The organism is Variovorax sp. 10N420, assembly GCF_056394705.1.
The window spans coordinates 1-17114 of the sequence record NZ_JBFTIJ010000015.1 but is presented as its reverse complement, the minus strand read 5'-3'; the positions used below and the strand labels follow the sequence as shown (position 1 = coordinate 17114).

The window sequence follows — 17114 nt, the reverse complement described above, 5'->3', positions numbered from 1 at the left end:
AAATAAACGAACAAGATTAAGGGTTAACGCCGAAGAAAATCGCGCTTTAAGGAACCAGAATGAAAAAAACCGAAAAACCAACGCCTCAGACAACCCCCACAGAAACGGAATCGACCCCCTTGAGCCCGGAAGCATCGCCCCCATCCGCTTTCACCGCAGACTGCGACGTCCTGATCGTCGGCGGCGGGATCAATGGTTGCGGCATTGCGCGCGATCTCGCGGGGCGCGGCTGGCGCGTCGTGCTCTGCGAAAAGGACGATCTCGCTGCGCACACCTCGTCGTCGTCCACCAAGCTGATCCACGGAGGGTTGCGCTACCTGGAGTACTACGAGTTCTCGCTGGTCCGCAAGGCGTTGCAAGAGCGTGAAGTGCTGCTCAAGAGTGCGCCGCACATCATGCGGCCGCTGCGCTTCGTCATGCCGCACGACCCGTCGATGCGGCCGGCCTGGATGATCCGCATCGGCCTGTTCATGTACGACCACCTGGCAAAGCGCGAGGTGTTGCCGGGTTCGCGCACGGTCGACCTTCGGCGGCACGAGGCCGGCGCGGCGCTCAAGCCCGAATTCAGGCGCGGCTTCGTGTATTCGGACGGCTGGGTCGACGATGCGCGCCTCGTGGTGCTGAACGCCCTGGACGCCCGCGCGCGAGGCGCGGAGGTGCTGACGCGCACCCGTTGCATCAGCGCTCAGCGCGACGGCGAGGGCTGGACCGCCGTGCTTGAAGGCCGCGAAGGACAGCGAACGGTGCACGCCCGCGCGGTGGTCAACGCCGCCGGTCCATGGGCGGAAGCTTTCTTGCGTGGCGTGGCCCGTTCGGCGCAAGGCGAAGCGCTGGCAACGCGGCATCTGAGGCTGGTCAAGGGCAGCCACATCGTCGTGCCGCGCGTGTTCGGCCACGACCACGCCTACATCTTCCAGAACCCGGACAAGCGGATCATCTTCGCGATTCCCTACCAGGACGATTTCACGCTGATCGGCACGACCGACATCGAATTGCAGGGTGACGACCCGGGGGCGGCGCGCATCAGCGACGACGAGGTCGATTACCTGTGCAGCCAGGCCAGCCGGTATTTCGAGAAGGCCATCCTGCCGTCCGATGTGGTCTGGACGTACTCGGGCGTGCGTCCGCTGCTCGATGATGCTTCGGGCGACCCGTCGGCGGTCACGCGCGACTACATGCTCGAATCCAACACCACGGCGGCGCCCTTGCTGTCGGTTTGGGGCGGCAAGATCACCACCTTTCGCAAACTGGCAGAGGACGCAGCCGACGAAGTGGGGCGCATGCTGGGCGATGCGCGCGCTCCATGGACCGACGGGGCATTCATGGCGGGCGGCGATCTCTCGGCCTGGATCGGCGCCACGAGCCGCACTTCGCGGCCCGACGACGATTTCGAACGCTTCGTATCCGCGGTGCGAACCAGGCATGCGTGGATGGGGGCCGGCCTTGCGCGGCGGCTTGCACGCGCCTATGGTGCGCGCATCACGGAGGTGATCGGCGATGCGCAATCGATGAACGACATGGGCCCCGCCGTGGCACCCGGCCTGCACGAGCGCGAGTTGCATTACCTGCGCAACGAGGAGTGGGCATGCAGCGGCGAGGACGTGCTCTGGCGCCGCTCGAAGCTCGGCCTGCATTTCACGCCTACGGAGCGCGAGCAAGTCGACGCTTGGATGCAGGCGCGGGCACTCGCAGGAGGAGGGGGAGTTCCATGCAGCTGACGCTCGATCGCGTCGCCAAGAAGGTCGGCGCACAGACCTGGCTCTATCCGCAGAGCATCGCGCCGCGCAGTGGTGCGGTGACCGTGCTGCTCGGCGCCACGCAGGCCGGCAAGACGAGCCTCATGCGGCTGATGGCGGGGCTCGACGCGCCCACCGAAGGCAAGGTCTTGGTCGACGGCACGGATGTCACCGGCGTGCCGGTTCGCCAGCGGAACGTGGCCATGGTGTATCAGCAGTTCATCAACTACCCGTCGCTGAAGGTGGCTGACAACATCGGATCGCCACTCAAGCTGCGCGGCGAGCCGAACATCGAAGCGCGCGTGCGGGAATTGGCGGACAAGCTGCACATCGGCATGTTCCTCGACCGCTATCCCGCAGAGCTTTCCGGCGGCCAGCAACAGCGCGTGGCCCTGGCTCGCGCTCTGGCCAAGAACGCGCCGCTGATGCTGCTCGATGAGCCGCTGGTGAACCTCGACTACAAGTTGCGCGAAGGCTTGCGCGAGGAACTCACGCAGCTCTTTGCGACGGGCGATTCGACAGTGATCTATGCCACCACCGAGCCGGGCGAGGCACTGCTGCTGGGTGGCTACACGGCGGTCATGGACGCCGGAGAGCTGCTTCAGTACGGGCCGACTGCCGAGGTCTTCCATGCGCCGCAGTCGCTGCGTGTCGCGCGTGCGTTCAGCGATCCGCCGATGAACCTGATGACGGGCCTTGCAGTCACTGGCGGCGTGCAGATCGAAGGCGGTCCCCTGCTGCCGCTGTCAATGCCGGCGGGGGTGGATGGGGCGGTCACCGTCGGCCTGCGGGCCAGCGCGCTCAACATCGGTGGCGGCAATGGCGACATCCCTTTGCAAGGCAAGGTGGAGCTGGCCGAGATCTCCGGATCGGACACCTTCGTCCACGTCGAGACGCTGGTGGGCGAACTCGTCGCGCAATTGACCGGCGTGCATCGGTTCGATCTCGGCGCGGCCGTGACCCTGTACTTCAGCGCGTCTCAGGCCTATGTGTTCGATAGCGGCGAGCGGCTCGCCGTTGCGCCCGACTGGCGCCACAAGGGAGGCTGACATGGCTCGCATCGACCTCGATCTCGCCCACGCTTATCGTACCCACCCCACGCAGGACAGCGACTATGCGCTCCTGCCCCTCAAGATGAGCTTTCGTGACGGCGGCGCCTACGCGTTGCTTGGGCCCTCGGGCTGCGGCAAGACGACGATGCTCAACATCATCTCGGGCCTGCTCGCGCCGTCGAAGGGCAGTGTCAAATTCAACGGCCGCGACGTGACGCTGGAGACGCCCCAGCAACGCAACATCGCGCAGGTGTTCCAGTTCCCGGTGATCTACGACACGATGACCGTGGCACAGAACCTGGCCTTTCCGCTGCGCAACCGGAACATGCCCGCAGAGCAGATCCGCAAGCGCGTCGGCGAGATCGCGGAAATGCTGGACATGAGCGGGCAGCTCAACCAGCGCGCGGCTGGCCTTGCCGCGGACGCCAAGCAGAAGATCTCTCTCGGGCGCGGACTCGTTCGCAGCGACGTGTCGGCTGTGCTCTTCGACGAGCCACTGACGGTGATCGATCCGCACCTCAAGTGGCAACTGCGTCGCAAGCTCAAGCAGATTCATCGCGAACTCAAGCTCACGTTGATCTACGTCACGCACGACCAGGTTGAGGCGCTCACTTTCGCCGAGGAAGTTGTGGTCATGACGCGCGGCAAGGCCGTGCAGATCGGCAGTGCGGAAGCGCTTTTCGAGCGGCCGGCCCATACCTTCGTCGGTCATTTCATCGGCTCGCCCGGGATGAACTTCCTGCCGGCACTGAGCGCGGGCGGCGTTCTCGACATTGCGGGCGCGAGGCTGCAGGCGACACGCGAACTTCCTGAGGGCGCACTGAAGATCGGCATTCGACCGGAGTACGTCGCGCTGGCCGAACCCCACTCGCCAGGGGCACTGATGGCCACGGTCGCACGCGTGCAGGACGTCGGAACGCACCTGATGTTGAGCGCGGCCGTCGGCGACCACACGCTCAAAGCCCGCTTCGGGCTGGAGACGCGGGTCCCATCGGCCGGCGAGCCGATCTGGCTGGCCGTGGTGGGCCGCCATACCTGTTTCTATCGCGACGAAGAGTTGGTGGCCTGAAGCGAGCTGAACCGGAGGCTTCGACATGAACGGAATCAATAAACCGATCAACCAGAAGGCCTGGTGGCTCGTGCTGCCGGTGCTGGTCTGCGTGGCCTTCTCGGCCATCATCCCGCTGATGACCGTGGTGAACTACTCGGTGCAGGACATCATTTCGCCCGACCGCCGAGTCTTCGTGGGCACCGAATGGTTCGCCTCCGTCATGCGCGACAGCGAACTGCATGAAGCGCTGTTGCGCCAGCTCGGCTTTTCGCTGGCGGTGCTCCTGATCGAGATCCCGCTCGGCATCTGCCTTGCGCTGTCGATGCCGTCCACCGGCTGGCGTTCGTCGGCAGTGCTGGTCATCGTTGCGCTGTCGCTGCTGATTCCATGGAACGTGGTCGGCACCATATGGCAGATCTTCGGCCGGGCGGACATCGGCCTGTTCGGCTATGCGCTGCGGAAGCTGGGCATCGACTACAACTACACGGGCAACGCGACGCACGCCTGGCTGACCGTGCTGCTGATGGACGTCTGGCACTGGACGCCTCTCGTGGCGCTCCTGTGCTACGCCGGCTTGCGTTCGATACCCGATGCCTACTACCAGGCGGCGCGCATCGACGGGGCGAGCAAGTTCGCGGTGTTTCGCTATATCCAGCTGCCGAAGATGCGCGGCGTGCTGGTGATCGCGGTGCTGCTGCGCTTCATGGACAGCTTCATGATCTACACGGAGCCCTTCGTGCTGACGGGCGGCGGGCCCGGCAATGCGACCACCTTCCTCAGCCAATACCTCACGCAGAAGGCTGTCGGTCAGTTCGATCTCGGGCCAGCGGCGGCTTTCTCGCTGATTTATTTCCTCATCATCCTGCTGCTGTGCTTCGTCCTTTACAACTGGATGCTGCGTGTCGGCACGCACGACACCGCCGAGGAGGCGCCATGAGCGAAGACCGCCTGCGCAAGCGCAGCCTCTTTCTGGTGCTGTACATCGTCTTCGCGCTGTTGCCCATCTACTGGATGATCAACATGAGCTTCAAGACGAACGAGGAGATCCTCTCGAGCTTCTCGTTCTTTCCCCAGCACCTGACGTGGGAGAACTACAAGCGCATCTTCACGGACGAGTCGTGGTATTCGGGCTATATCAACAGCCTCATCTACGTAGGCATCAACACCGTGATCTCGCTCACGGTGGCGCTGCCGGCTGCCTATGCGTTTTCGCGCTATTCGTTCCTTGGAGACAAGCACGTCTTCTTCTGGCTTCTGACCAACCGCATGACACCGCCGGCGGTCTTCCTGCTGCCGTTCTTTCAGCTCTACACGACCGTCGGCCTCATGGACACGCATCTGGGCGTGGCTCTGGCGCACTTGCTGTTCAACGTGCCGCTTGCGGTGTGGATTCTCGAAGGCTTCATGAGCGGCATTCCGCGGGAGATCGACGAGACGGCCTACATCGACGGCTATTCGTTCCCGCGCTTCTTTCTCACGATCTTCCTGCCGTTGATCAAGGCGGGCGTCGGCGTCGCGGCCTTTTTCTGCTTCATGTTCAGCTGGGTGGAGCTCCTGCTGGCGCGCACGCTGACCAGCGTGAATGCCAAGCCGATCGTCGCGACCATGACGCGCACCGTGAGTGCCGCCGGGATGGACTGGGCGACGCTGGCCGCGGCGGGTGTCCTGACCATCGTGCCCGGCGCCATCGTGATCTGGTTCGTTCGGCACTACATCGCCAAGGGTTTCGCGATGGGCCGCGTCTGACAAGGAGAGTGCGATGTTCGATTGGATGGTCTGGACCACACCGGTGGCCATTTTCTTCAGCTGCATTGCGCTGATGCTCGTCGGCATGACTGTGTGGGAACTCAAGTCGCCGACCACCTTGCGCCGTGGCTGGCTGCCGCTGGAGACAACGCGAGGCGACCGGCTCTTCATCGGGTTGCTCACTGCTGCCTATATCAATCTCATCTTCATCGGCCTCGCAGGCAAGTTCCAGGAATGGATGAGCCTTGAGGAAGAGCCGTCGATCTGGATCAGCTTTGTGCTGTCCATGCTCGTGGTCGGACTGATCATGCGCAAGGGCTGACGCGTCGACCTTTCCCTTTTTCAACTGGACCGGCTCTCCGCTTTCCCGGAGCCGACTCCTCCAGAACCGGGAAGCGCCATCGAGGAGACACTCATGAAGATTCGCTACACAGCATTGGCTCTGGCCGCGGCGACATTCGCCATGCAGAGCGCCGGGGCGGGAGAGGCGGAGGCCAAGAAATGGATCGACAGCGAATTCCAGCCGTCGACCCTGAGCAAAGACCAGCAGATGGCCGAAATGAAATGGTTCATCGACGCGGCCAAGAAGCTGCAGGACAAGGGTGTGAAGGAAATCGCCGTAGTGTCCGAGACGCTGACGACGCACGAGTACGAGTCAAAGACAATGGCCAGGGCCTTCGAGGAAATCACTGGCATCAAGGTGAAGCACGACATCATCCAGGAAGGCGACGTCGTCGAGAAACTGCAGACCTCGATGCAGTCCGGCAAGTCGATCTACGACGGCTGGATCAACGACTCGGACCACATCGGAACCCACTACCGCTATGGCACAGCGCTGTCGCTTACCGATCAGATGGCGGGGCCGTGGAAGGAATACACCAATCCGGGGCTCGACCTGAAGGACTTCATCGGCACGAGCTTCACCACGGCGCCCGACGGCAAGCTCTACCAATTGCCCGACCAGCAGTTCGCCAATCTGTATTGGTTCCGCGCCGACTTGTTCGCGCGAAAGGACCTGCAGGACAAGTTCAAGGCCAAGTACGGATATGAACTCGGCGTACCGCTGAACTGGAGCGCCTACGAAGACATCGCCGCCTTCTTCAGCGAAGACGTCAAGACCATCGATGGCAAGCCGATCTACGGCCACATGGACTATGGCAAGAAGGACCCCTCGCTTGGCTGGCGATTCACCGATGCATGGCTGTCGATGGCGGGCGAGGCCGATGTCGGTATTCCCAACGGTCTTCCGGTCGACGAATGGGGCATCCGCGTGGCGGCGGACAAGTGCACGCCGGTTGGCGCATCGGTCGAGCGCGGCGGCGGCGCCAATTCGCCTGCCGCCGTCTATGCGTTGACCAAGTACATCGACTGGATGAAGAAGTACGCGCCCAAGGAAGCCACCGGGATGACCTTCGGCGAGTCCGGCCCGGTGCCCGCGCAAGGCCAGATCGCGCAGCAGATCTTCTGGTACACCGCGTTCACGGCCGACATGATCAAGCAAGGGCTGCCTGTGGTGAACGCCGATGGCACGCCGAAGTGGCGGATGGCGCCTGGACCCAACGGCCCGTACTGGAAGCAGGGTATGCAGAACGGCTACCAGGACGTGGGTTCGTGGACCTTTCTCAAGTCCAACGATCCGAACCGGGCCGCGGCGGCCTGGCTCTATGCGCAGTTCGTGACCGCGAAAACGACGTCGCTCAAGAAATCGATCGTCGGGTTGACCTTCATCCGGGACAGCGACATCCGCTCCGATTACTTCACGCAGAACGCACCGAAGTATGGCGGCCTGATCGAGTTCTATCGCAGTCCTGCGCGTGTCGCGTGGACACCGACCGGCAACAACGTGCCCGACTATCCGAAGCTCGCGCAGCTCTGGTGGAAGAACGTGGCGGTCGCCGTCACCGGCGAAAAGACGCCGCAGCAGGCCATGGACAACCTCGCGAGCGAGATGGACGACGTCATGGCGCGCCTGCAGCGCGCAGGCATGGCGCACTGCGCGCCCAAGCTCAACCCCAAGTCGTCGCCAGACAAGTGGCTGAGCGACAAGGGCGCGCCGTGGAAGAAGCTCGCCAACGAAAAGCCGCAGGGCGAGACCATCAACTACGACAAGCTCGTGGGTGCGTGGAGGGATGGGCGGGTCCGCTGAAGCGGCGCCCCGCATGAGCTGTCACTCCGCCGGTTGCGCAGATCGGCGGAGCGCATATCCTTCCGGCGCATGAACATCACCTTTCGCTGCGACCCGGCGCTGATCGAGCTGCTGCCGCGCCCGGTGCCGGCGCACGCCATGCTGCCCGACTGGCTGCGCACGATGCCGCCGCGGGTGCAATCGGCCGTGCATCAGCGCGCCGTGCGGACGGTGAAGCAGTGCCCGCCCTTCGTCGATGCGATGACGCATGGTTTTCTGATGCTGCTGCCTTGCGATGTTCATGTGGAGCGCATGCAATTCAGCTGGGACTGGCCCTTGCCGCCGTTAGCCTCGGCTGCGCATCCGCGCGCGCCTTTGAGCTTTCATGTGCCGGAGCAGATCGAAGGCTCTCCCTTTTCGCATGAAGGGCGCTCCGCATTGAAGTTCAACAGCTTCTGGACCATCGAGCTCGAGGCGGACTGGTCGCTGATGGTGGTGCATCCGGTCCATCGCGATGATCTGCCGTTTCGGCTGATCACCGGCATGGTCGACTCGGACAAGTTCATCGACATCGGAATCAACTTTCCGGCCCTGTGGACCGAGCCCGACTTCTGCGGCGTACTCCCGCGTGGGACGCCAGTGGCCCAGTGCTACCCCGTGCGGCGCGAGGCTCCTGCGTTGGTGTGCGAAGCCATGTCGCCGCAGCACATTGAACGCTACAACGAAGTGTCGGCCGGGATCATGGCCGCTCCTGGCGTCTATCGCAGGGGTTATCGATCCAAGCGGGATCGGGCTTGAGGACCTGAGGACCTGAAGAGTCGGGTCAGGCGGCGGGCGTGTCGCGCAGCGCGGTGCGAAGTGCGTCGAGGTCGAGCCAGAGCTGTCCTGTGCTCGCTGCGCCCAGCGCATGGGCGATGCGACCAAAGGTGTCTTCGCGCAGGCGATAGGCGCGGCCATAGGCTTGCATCGCGCCGTTCATGTCGCCGCTTTCCTGCAGCACGATGCCTAGATTCACTTCCGCCTCCGCATAGTGCGGCAGCAGGAACAGCGCACTTCGCAGGGCGGCGGCAGCGCCGGCAAGATCGCCGGCGTCCTGACGCTTCAGCGCGAGTTCGAACCACGCGGCACCGACGGCGTGACGGCGTTCGGGGCGATCGGGCTGCAGGCCATGAGCGCGCTCGAACAGGGCCAACGCTTCTTCAGGTGCGGCGGCTGCACGCGCGATGTCTCCGGCCAGTGCGAGCGTCGGTCCGTGCGCGGGGCGCATCGCGAGGCTTTGCCTGACGTGTTCCTGCGCCTCGGGGATGTCGCCTTTCTGCAGATCGAGCAGCGCGAGCAACTGAAGAACCGCAGGATGAGGTCCGTGCGCTGCCGATGCCTGGTCGCAAAGTGCTCTTGCTTGCGCGCCATTTCCTGCGTTGACTTGCTGGATGGCGAGCGCCAGCAACGCCTCCACAGATGGCGCCGGGGTTGGCGCTCGGTTTGCCGCCGCGTCGATGGCGGACTGGAGGTTGGCGCGCGCCTGCGCCTCGCGTTCGGCGCGGAGTCCGGGCGTCACATAGAGCGGCCGTCGTTCGAGAAAACGAGAAAGGATGGCGCGCCGTCGCTCTTCGAATTGCTCTGCGGGGACGTGGGCGTACTCCGCGCGAATCTGGCGCTCGTATTCCGCAAACCGCGGCGGCGGGGCGCCCAGGATCGAGAGATCGATGTCAACGAGCAGCGCTGCATCGCGGCCCTCCGGGACTGCATCATGGCGCGTGGCCATCACCAGCGCATGCACTCTGCGGATGACCTCGCCGGGCAGACCGGCAGCGGTCAACGCCTCGACGGCCCAGGCGGCGCTTTGCGCTTCGTTGTCGTGGCGGTTGACGTCGTAGATCGCGTCATGGAACCAGAGCGCGAGCGCCACCTCCGTCGGGTGCTCGGCCGCTGCGCGGTGAGCCTCCAGAAGCCGCAGGCATTCGTCCAGATGGTGGAGCGAGTGATAGTGGCGATGCGGCTCGGCGTAGCGGGCCAGCAATTGCGAGAGGAGGGGATCGCTTGGTGCGTCGCTGCCGAGCGCCCGCCAGGCCCCGGCCCACGCAGCGCGCAAACGCACGATTTGCGCGGCGGCGGCGTCATCGTCGTCGGGGGAGGGCGGGCTTTGCATCGGGCTGATTGTGCCGCCGGCCGGCCCGTCCATCTCGTGCCGGGGCTGACGGGCTGCCCCTATGATCTTGGCCGCGAATTCGCTGCATGCGGTTCGGACTGATCGAGACCAACCCAATCCTTTGAGTCTTTATGAAAATCACTGTAGAAACCACCATCGCCGCTCCCATTGCCGAAGTCTGGCGCGCCTACACGACCCCCGAAGACATCAAGCAATGGAACGCCGCGTCCGACGACTGGCACACGACCGCTGCCACCGTCGATCTGCGCGTCGGTGGCACCTTCACCTCGCGCATGGAGGCGAAAAACGGCAGCATGGGATTCGACTTCGCCGGCACTTACACCAAGATCGTGCCGCATTCACGCATCGAATATTCATTCGGCGACCGCACCGGCGAAGTCGAGTTTGCCGAGGGCGCCGATGGCGTGAAAGTGCGTGTGACCTTCGATAGCGAGTCGACCTATCCGATCGAGCAGCAACGCGAAGGTTGGCAAGCCATCCTGGACAACTTCGCCCGTCACGTGGAGCAGCACCGCTAGTTCTTTGCGGCCTGGAACGGGAAGACCACGCCCCAGTCCCGTTTCATGTCGACAACCGTCCAGCCCTTGGCGCGCGCGATGTCGAGTGTCGGTGGACTGAGCTTGCCGACGCTCGATGGGCTGTCGTAGGCCCACTCTCGCGCCGCGTCCGTGTGATGGACGATGCCCATGAAGCTCGCGCCCGGGCCGGCAGCGGTCCACTGCAGCATCTGCAGGTCACCGTCTGAATTGCCGAAGGCGAAGATGGGTCGGCGACCGATGTGCGTCTGGATGCCGACGGGCTTGCCGGGGCCGTCATCGATGAAGTCCAGTTCCGCCAAGCGCATGATCACCGGCGTGTCGCCTCGCTCCTCGAAACGCGTCTTGCCGCTGCTGCCCACCACCTGCTCGGGCGGGACGCCATAGACTTTTTCGGTCCAAGGCCGCATGAAGGACATGCCGCCGCCTGAGACGATGAAGGTCTTGAAGCCGTTTGCGCGCAAGTAGGCCATCAGTTCGAGCATTGGCTGGTACACCATCGCGGTGTACGGCTGGTTGAAGCGTGGATGCTTCGCCGTTGCGATCCAGTCACGCACCAGCGAATCGAACTCGGCGCTCGACATGCCGGTGCTCGTGGCCGCCACCAGCGCGAGGATGGATTTCTCGCCGCCCGCCATTGCGCCTTTGATATCGCCTCTCAGCACAGACGCAAAAGGCTCTGTCGTCTTCCACTCCGGATGCTGCGGCGCGAGCGCCTTGACGCGATCCACGACGAAGAACACCTGCGAGTACATCGGCTGCTCGGCCCAGAGCGTGCCGTCGTTGTCGAAGACCGCGATGCGCTCGGGTGGCGGCACGAAATCCTGCGAGCCCTGCGCCGTGACCTTGGCGACAAAGGCGACGATCGACTGCTTGGTGCTGCCTTCGTTCCACGAGGGAAGCGGATCCGGCTTGATCGATGCGCAGCCGGTGAACAGCAGCATCAGCGCATAAAGCGCCAACAGCCATTTGGATTGAAGTCGTTGATCTGCAAAGGTGGATCGCACGGCGCCTCCTGGTTCAGGTGAACGGATTATGTGAATGGACCGCCTTCAACGCTAGCCCGACAACTACGTCCCCGCGCAAGTCCCGGCGCGCAGGTAAAGTCGACTGGCCATGAACTTTTCCGACTGCAGCGAAGAAGAACGCAGGGATCTTGCCGTGCTCGAGGCGCGGATCGGTCGTGCGCACCTCCACCAACGCCTGGGCCTGGAAGGCGAGCATGAGGCTCTCAGCGTTCGGCGGAGCACGCGCTACTTCCATCTGCAGAAGTGGTTCTCCTTTCAGAGCATGATCCGCCTCGGGCTCAACATGACGGGGTTGCGCTCGCGCGGCCGGCGCAATGTATTGGACATCCGAGTACGGGACAACGAGGTCCGGCTCGGGCGTCTGCCGGCGGCCTTCGAGGGCTTCCGGGTGCTGCACCTGAGCGATCTCCACATCGACATGAGCGAAGTCCATCTGGAGCGCTTGATCGAAAGTCTGCGCGGCGTGGCCCATGACGTCTGCGTGCTGACCGGCGACTTCCGGTTTCGGAGCTTCGGGCCTTATGCGCCGACACTCCAGGCGCTGGCGCGCTTGCGGCCTCACCTGGGCGAGCCGGTTTACGCGGTGCTGGGTAATCACGACTCCATTCGCATGGTGCCAGGCATGGAGGAACTGGGCATCCGCGTGCTCATGAATGAAGCGGTGCGTATCGAACGCGATGGTGATGCGCTCGCGCTGGCCGGCATCGACGATGCGCACTACTTTCGAACGCATAACTTTCACAAGGCCACTGCCGACATCGCGCCGGACGCCTGCGCGATCCTGCTTTCGCACACGCCGGAGCCTTATCGGCTCGCGGCGCACGCCGACATCAGCCTGATGCTCAGCGGCCACACGCACGGCGGACAGATCTGCCTGCCGGGCGGCATACCCATCCTCACCGACGCTGACGTACCACGCTTCACGGCGCGAGGTCCGTGGCGGCATCAAGGAATGGTCGGCTACACCTCGGTGGGCTGCGGCTCGTCAGTGGTCGACGTCAGGCTCAACTGTCCGCCGGAGATTGCGTTGCACCGGCTGCACAGGGCGCCTTGAGTCATCGGGCCATGAAGCCGATCACGAAGGCATTCACCAGGTCGATGAAGAATCCGCAGACCAGCGGCACGACCACGAACGCGCGTGGTGCCGGGCCGTGTTCACGCGCTACGGCGCTCATGTTGGCGATGGCCGTCGCGGTCGAGCCGAGTGCAATGCCGCCGAAGCCGGCGCAGATGACGGCCGATTCATAGTCGCGCCCCATGCAAAGGTAGACCACGAAGACGGTGAAGGCGACCGCCATGATCACCTGCAGCACCACCGCAGTCAGCACGAAGAGCGCAACGCCGTGCATCTGCCAGAGCTGCAGGCCCATCAGCGCCATCGTCAGGAAGACGCCGAGGCAGATGTCGGCGATCAGGGACACGCCCGCGCGCATGCGGTCCCAGTGCCACAACTGGCCCTTTTGCGCAGTGAACAAGGCCGTGAGGTTGCGCACCAGGATGCCGGCCACCAGGCTTCCGACGAATGCAGGCAATCTCAGCCCTGTCATCGCGATCAGGTCGCTGATGCCGCGACCCATGATCAACGCCACGTTTAGCCAGAGCAGCGCGAGCAGCACGCTGTTGTAGTCCAGGCGGGTGCGGTTCTCGTCCTCGTAGTGGGCGCCCGGCTCCAGAGTGGCCTCGGACGAAGAGACGAGGCGATGCTTGTGCATCAGGTAGGCAGCGAGCGGCCCGCCGATCGCACATGCGGCGATCAACCCCGCCATGTTGGCGGACAGGCCGATGACTTCCGCGTTGCCGATGCCCAGGTCGCTGACGAAATGCGGAGCCCACGCCAGAGTGGTCCCGACGCCGCCGGTGAGGGAGATGGAGCCCGTCAGAAGTCCCGCGCGCCGATCGAGTCCGAAGCCGGTCGCGACGGCCATGCCGAGCAGGTTCTGCATCACCATGTAGCCCGCGGAGAGCCCTAGCAGCACCGCCAGCGGTCGCCCGCCCTTGCTCAAGGTCCGCACATCCGAAGCAAGGCCGATCGCCGCGAAGAAATACAGCAGCAGGACGTCGCGCACGCCGAGCTGGAAATCGACCTTCAGCCCAAAGGCGAGGAAAAGCAGGCTGACGACGGCGATGCACACGAGCCCGCCCACGACGGGCTCCGGAATGCTGTAGCGCCGCAGAAGTTCGAAGCGGCGCGTGCACGCCTTGCCGACGAAGAGCAGCAAGACCGCGAGCGTGAAACTGACGTAGGCATCGAGATGGAATTCTTGTGGCAAGTGCGTGCTCCGGCCGGAGGCGGATGTCCGCCACAGAGAGAAATCACTGATCCATTGCGGCGCGCACTTCGCGTCCGAGTTCGATGACGGACATCGCGTAGTAGCTGCTCCAGTTGTAGCGCGTGATCACGTAGAAATTCTGTGTCCCGGCCACATAGCTGGGGGCTTCCGCGCCGTTCTGCAGTTCGATGAGCGCGAGCAGTCCCTTGAACCTGAGTGCCTCACCTTGAAGCACGGCGCCGCCCGCCACGAAGGCGTCCGCGCTGAAGGTCGGCACGATGTCCGGCGCCAGCAGCACCGCTTTCTGGAGTCGCGATTCGTCGAAGCTCACTGGAAAGATGGGCGGCATGCCCGGTTGCCAGCCAAAGGCCTTGAAATAGTTCGCCACCGAGCCGATCACGTCGACGGGGTTGTTGACCAGGTCGATGCGCCCGTCGCCGTCGAAGTCGACAGCGTACTTGGCGATGCTGCTCGGCATGAACTGCGGCATGCCCATCGCGCCGGCGTAGCTGCCCAGCGGCGCCAATGGATCTTCAGCCGTGCGGCTTTCGGTGCTCAGGAAGCTTTCGAGTTCGCTGCGAAAGAAGGCCTGCCGCTCGGCGGCGCGTGGATGCGCCTGCGGGAAGTCGAAGGACAAGGTCGCCAGCGCGTCGATGACGCGGAAGCTGCCCATGTTGCGTCCATAGATGGTCTCGACGCCGATGATCCCGACGATGATTTCTGGCGGCACGCCGAACTGTGCTTGGGCACGTGCGAGCGTGTCGGCGTTGTTTCGCCAGAAGCGCACGCCCGCCGAGATGCGCACCGGGTCGATGAAGCGGCCGCGATAGGCATACCAGTTCTTTGGCGTGCCGACGGGGGCGGGCAGCATCAGGCGCGGGACGTTCTGCAGTTGCTTGGCGCTGCCGATGGTGGCGCGCACCCATTGGCGATCGAGCTTGCGGCGATCGGCGACCTCGTCGGCGAACTGCATCGCGTCGGTGCGCGTGGCGTAAGGGATGCCGCTCTGGGCGGCAGTGGCGGCCTTCTTGTGCACCCCCTGCGCCGCGGAAGCGGGTATCGAAGTGACGAATGCGGCCGAGAAGGTCAGGGAAACGGAGAGGGAAAGGGCCGAAGTGACGGTCAGAGGGCGAGGCATGGCGCGCATTGTGCCGTTCACGCGGCGTGCGCCGGAAAACTTCACATGCGGTTTCAGCGCGGCCACGACAGTCGGCGGAACTCGGAGCGCAATGCCGACAGCCCGGCGCCTGGCGTCTTGGCATAACGCTGCGCTTCGAGCCGGAGCAGCCAGTCATGCGCCGCCTGTGCATTCGCACCGAAGTGCTCGGTCAGGCGTGCCGCCATCTGGCGCGGTGGTGCAGTCTCCGGCACATCGATGCCCGCCTGCTTCAGGCGCGCGCGCGCCTGGCCCAGCAACCGCAGCCAGGGGTCATGCCGGCTGCGTTCCCACAGGGTCCAGCCGGCGCCGGCCACGCTGGCCGCCACCATCAGCACCAGCAGCACCATGATGAGGTCCTGCATGCTTGGCGCTTCGAATCCGAGGTTCTTCAGAAGATCGAGCTGGCGGCTTTGCGTGTAGTTGAGCACCCATTGGTTCCAACCGTTGTTGACGGCTTCCCACGCGGCGCGAAGGTTGTGCGCAAGGCTCGGAGTCACGACTTCGAATGCGCCTTCGATGAGCCCCGGCTGCGCCACGAGACGCCGGAACTGGCCGACCCGGTCGGGCGATATCGCGCCGGTCGGGTCGACGCGGACCCAGCCCGTGCCTTCCTGCCAGACCTCGGCCCAGGCGTGTGCATCGCTGTGGCGCAGCATCCAGTAGTTGTCCACGCCATTGAGCTCGCCGCCCTGGTAGCCGGTGACGATACGCGACGGAATGTCCAGCGCGCGCATCAGCACGACGAATGCCGACGCGATGTGTTCGCAGAAGCCCGCCTTGATGTCGAACCAGAACTCGTCGGCGGTGTTGTCCCCGTAGAGGCCGGGTTCGAGCGTGTACGAATAGCCGCCCGTGCGAAGGCGCTGCAGAACGGCCTGGACATAGGCCTGCGTCGAAGCGCCGCGCAGGGCCGGGTCGTTGCGCATCTGCGCTGCGAGCGCCACAGTGCGCGGATTCGACCCGCGGGGCAGCGCCACGAAGGACTGCAAGGCGGCCGTGCGGCGCGCCGGCCCGTACTCGAACTGCGTGAAGCTTTCGGCGCGATAGCGCGCGAGATCGGTGAGCGGTCGGTTCGTGACCCATTGCAAGTCAGAGGTGCCTAAGACCTCGAAGCCGGGAAGCTCCGGCCGATTGGGCGTGGCGTCGAGCGTCAGCAGCATGGGCCGGCTGGAGGGCTCCAGCGTGACCTCATAGCGCGAGGGTTCGCCCTGCACACGCAGGTTGAGAGGCATTTGCCGGCGTATGAAAGGGGACTGGGCCGTCCATTCACGACCATCGAATTCCGACAGCACGGGCCCGCGGAAGTAGAGGCTGGCGCGTGGCGGAAGGCGTCCGTCGTCGAACTTGATGCGTGCGGCGATGCCGTCGTCCAGCGCCAGTTGCGCGATCGCGCCCACGCGCATGGTGTTCGACAGCCCGGTGCGCCCGGCCATTGCATCGGTCGGCGTTCCCCAGAGGGGGGCCATTCGCGGGAACAGCATGAACAGCACCAGCATGATCGGTGCGCCGAGCAGCGCCATCCAGCCTGCAGTGCGCGCGGCTTGCGACAGCGGGGGTTTGCCGACGGGCATGTGGGCGTTGACCAGCGCCGTCAGGAGGCCCAGCAGAGCCAGCAGCATCGCGAAGGCTGTCAGGAGCGATTGCGAATAGAAGAAGTTCGTGAGCATCGTGAAGAAGCCCAGGAAGAAGATCACGAAGGCGTCTCGGCGGGCTCGCAGCTCAAGCGTCTTGAGGGCTAGCAGGATGACGATGAGGGTGACGCCTGCGTCGCGGCCCAGGAGGGTGCGGTGAGTGGAGAAAGTGGCTATGAGGGTCAGCGCCAACAGGGCGGCTCGCCACCACTTTGTCGGCAGAGGCTTGGCTTGGATGGCCAGGGTGCCGCGCCAGATGAGGACTATGGCGGCCAGGAGGGTGCACCACCACGGGAGGTTGGGGGTTTGAGGGAGGAGGATGAGGGTGATGACGGATAGGAGGAAGAGGGTGTCTCGGGTTTCTCTGGGGAGGGACTGGAGGGATGGGAGGGGGGTCATGGGCGGGGGGGCTTCCGCCGGGTGGGGGTGTTGCTGTTGATGTATGCGGTTTTGGGGGTGGGGGCCGGGACTCGCCCCGGCGGGCGACTTCCTTTTCTTTGCTTCGCCAAAGAAAAGGAAGCAAAAGAAAGGCGACCCTGCTGTGGGCGTCCCTTCGCTGCGCTACGGGCAACCTGCGGTGCTCGCTTTTCGTGGGGTCCGCGCAAACTCG

The 17114-nt window shown here is 64.4% G+C and carries 15 protein-coding genes; 10 read left to right on the top strand and 5 right to left on the bottom strand.

Features of this window, described 5'->3' with window-relative positions; genetic code table 11:
- The first annotated feature begins 59 nt into the window (after positions 1-59).
- The 8 genes from glpD (at position 60) to AC1DEK_RS26230 (ending at position 8508) form a co-directional block, all read left to right on the top strand.
- Complete coding sequence (gene glpD, locus AC1DEK_RS26265) at positions 60-1718, top strand: glycerol-3-phosphate dehydrogenase (protein WP_478128249.1); 1659 nt, start codon at positions 60-62, stop codon at positions 1716-1718.
- Positions 1709-2785 (top strand): ABC transporter ATP-binding protein, encoded by a 1077-nt coding sequence (locus AC1DEK_RS26260; protein WP_478128248.1) that lies wholly within the window; start codon positions 1709-1711, stop codon positions 2783-2785. Before glpD ends, AC1DEK_RS26260 begins: the two co-directional genes overlap by 10 nt.
- Position 2786: 1 nt before the next feature.
- Positions 2787-3857 (top strand): ABC transporter ATP-binding protein, encoded by a 1071-nt coding sequence (locus AC1DEK_RS26255; RefSeq protein ID WP_478128247.1) that lies wholly within the window; start codon positions 2787-2789, stop codon positions 3855-3857.
- 25 nt (positions 3858-3882) lie between these two features.
- The gene (locus tag AC1DEK_RS26250) at positions 3883-4776 is read left to right on the top strand and encodes a carbohydrate ABC transporter permease (protein WP_478128246.1); all 894 of its coding nucleotides are present in this window, start codon (positions 3883-3885) and stop codon (positions 4774-4776) included.
- A complete protein-coding gene (locus tag AC1DEK_RS26245; RefSeq protein WP_478128245.1) occupies positions 4773-5585 on the top strand; it encodes a carbohydrate ABC transporter permease in 813 nt (270 codons plus the stop codon). Before AC1DEK_RS26250 ends, AC1DEK_RS26245 begins: the two co-directional genes overlap by 4 nt.
- A gap of 13 nt (positions 5586-5598) precedes the next feature.
- Positions 5599-5907, top strand: coding sequence for a DUF2160 domain-containing protein (locus tag AC1DEK_RS26240; RefSeq protein ID WP_478128244.1), 309 nt, complete (start codon positions 5599-5601; stop codon positions 5905-5907).
- Between the two features lie 93 nt (positions 5908-6000).
- Positions 6001-7731, top strand: a complete 1731-nt coding sequence (locus tag AC1DEK_RS26235; protein WP_478128243.1) for an ABC transporter substrate-binding protein — start codon at positions 6001-6003, stop codon at positions 7729-7731.
- Between the two features lie 69 nt (positions 7732-7800).
- Complete coding sequence (locus AC1DEK_RS26230; protein ID WP_478128242.1) at positions 7801-8508, top strand: hypothetical protein; 708 nt, start codon at positions 7801-7803, stop codon at positions 8506-8508.
- Between the two features lie 25 nt (positions 8509-8533).
- On the opposite strand, the gene AC1DEK_RS26225 is transcribed toward AC1DEK_RS26230, so the two are convergent.
- The gene (locus AC1DEK_RS26225) at positions 8534-9859 is read right to left on the bottom strand and encodes an HD domain-containing protein (RefSeq protein WP_478128241.1); all 1326 of its coding nucleotides are present in this window, start codon (positions 9857-9859) and stop codon (positions 8534-8536) included.
- Positions 9860-9990: 131 nt separating this feature from the next.
- On the opposite strand from AC1DEK_RS26225, the gene AC1DEK_RS26220 reads away from it, so the two are divergent.
- Positions 9991-10398: an SRPBCC family protein gene (locus AC1DEK_RS26220; protein WP_478128240.1), complete on the top strand. Its 408-nt coding sequence runs from the start codon at positions 9991-9993 to the stop codon at positions 10396-10398.
- Here AC1DEK_RS26220 and AC1DEK_RS26215 read toward each other — a convergent pair.
- On the bottom strand, positions 10395-11423 hold the full coding sequence (locus AC1DEK_RS26215) for an HAD family hydrolase (RefSeq protein ID WP_478128239.1): 1029 nt from the start codon (positions 11421-11423) through the stop codon (positions 10395-10397). The two genes, AC1DEK_RS26220 and AC1DEK_RS26215, sit on opposite strands and share 4 nt — an antisense overlap.
- A gap of 109 nt (positions 11424-11532) precedes the next feature.
- Between AC1DEK_RS26215 and AC1DEK_RS26210 the strand changes: the two genes are divergently transcribed.
- Entirely contained in the window at positions 11533-12498 is a 966-nt protein-coding gene (locus tag AC1DEK_RS26210) for a metallophosphoesterase (RefSeq protein ID WP_478128238.1), read from the top strand.
- A 1-nt stretch (position 12499) separates the two neighbouring features.
- Here AC1DEK_RS26210 and gltS read toward each other — a convergent pair whose 3' ends face one another.
- The 3 genes from gltS to AC1DEK_RS26195 are packed head-to-tail and all read right to left on the bottom strand — an operon-like array spanning position 12500 to position 16903.
- A complete protein-coding gene (gene gltS, locus AC1DEK_RS26205; RefSeq protein ID WP_478128237.1) occupies positions 12500-13714 on the bottom strand; it encodes a sodium/glutamate symporter in 1215 nt (404 codons plus the stop codon).
- 43 nt (positions 13715-13757) lie between these two features.
- Complete coding sequence (mltB, locus tag AC1DEK_RS26200) at positions 13758-14852, bottom strand: lytic murein transglycosylase B (RefSeq protein WP_478128236.1); 1095 nt, start codon at positions 14850-14852, stop codon at positions 13758-13760.
- A gap of 53 nt (positions 14853-14905) precedes the next feature.
- Positions 14906-16903: a transglutaminase TgpA family protein gene (locus AC1DEK_RS26195; RefSeq protein ID WP_478128235.1), complete on the bottom strand. Its 1998-nt coding sequence runs from the start codon at positions 16901-16903 to the stop codon at positions 14906-14908.
- Between the last annotated feature and the right edge of the window lie 211 nt (positions 16904-17114).

What these genes read in the sequence shown, in the direction of transcription:
- AC1DEK_RS26245 (WP_478128245.1), top strand. Translation starts at nt 4,773, where the DNA reads ATGAGCGAAGACCGCCTGCGCAAGCGCAGCCTCTTTCTGGTGCTGTAC.
- AC1DEK_RS26240 (WP_478128244.1), top strand. Translation starts at nt 5,599, where the DNA reads ATGTTCGATTGGATGGTCTGGACCACACCGGTGGCCATTTTCTTCAGC.
- mltB (WP_478128236.1), bottom strand. Translation starts at nt 14,852, where the DNA reads ATGCCTCGCCCTCTGACCGTCACTTCGGCCCTTTCCCTCTCCGTTTCC.
- AC1DEK_RS26250 (WP_478128246.1), top strand. Translation starts at nt 3,883, where the DNA reads ATGAACGGAATCAATAAACCGATCAACCAGAAGGCCTGGTGGCTCGTG.
- AC1DEK_RS26220 (WP_478128240.1), top strand. Translation starts at nt 9,991, where the DNA reads ATGAAAATCACTGTAGAAACCACCATCGCCGCTCCCATTGCCGAAGTC.
- glpD (WP_478128249.1), top strand. Translation starts at nt 60, where the DNA reads ATGAAAAAAACCGAAAAACCAACGCCTCAGACAACCCCCACAGAAACG.
- AC1DEK_RS26260 (WP_478128248.1), top strand. Translation starts at nt 1,709, where the DNA reads ATGCAGCTGACGCTCGATCGCGTCGCCAAGAAGGTCGGCGCACAGACC.
- AC1DEK_RS26210 (WP_478128238.1), top strand. Translation starts at nt 11,533, where the DNA reads ATGAACTTTTCCGACTGCAGCGAAGAAGAACGCAGGGATCTTGCCGTG.
- AC1DEK_RS26195 (WP_478128235.1), bottom strand. Translation starts at nt 16,903, where the DNA reads ATGACCCCCCTCCCATCCCTCCAGTCCCTCCCCAGAGAAACCCGAGAC.
- AC1DEK_RS26235 (WP_478128243.1), top strand. Translation starts at nt 6,001, where the DNA reads ATGAAGATTCGCTACACAGCATTGGCTCTGGCCGCGGCGACATTCGCC.
- AC1DEK_RS26225 (WP_478128241.1), bottom strand. Translation starts at nt 9,859, where the DNA reads ATGCAAAGCCCGCCCTCCCCCGACGACGATGACGCCGCCGCCGCGCAA.
- AC1DEK_RS26255 (WP_478128247.1), top strand. Translation starts at nt 2,787, where the DNA reads ATGGCTCGCATCGACCTCGATCTCGCCCACGCTTATCGTACCCACCCC.
- AC1DEK_RS26230 (WP_478128242.1), top strand. Translation starts at nt 7,801, where the DNA reads ATGAACATCACCTTTCGCTGCGACCCGGCGCTGATCGAGCTGCTGCCG.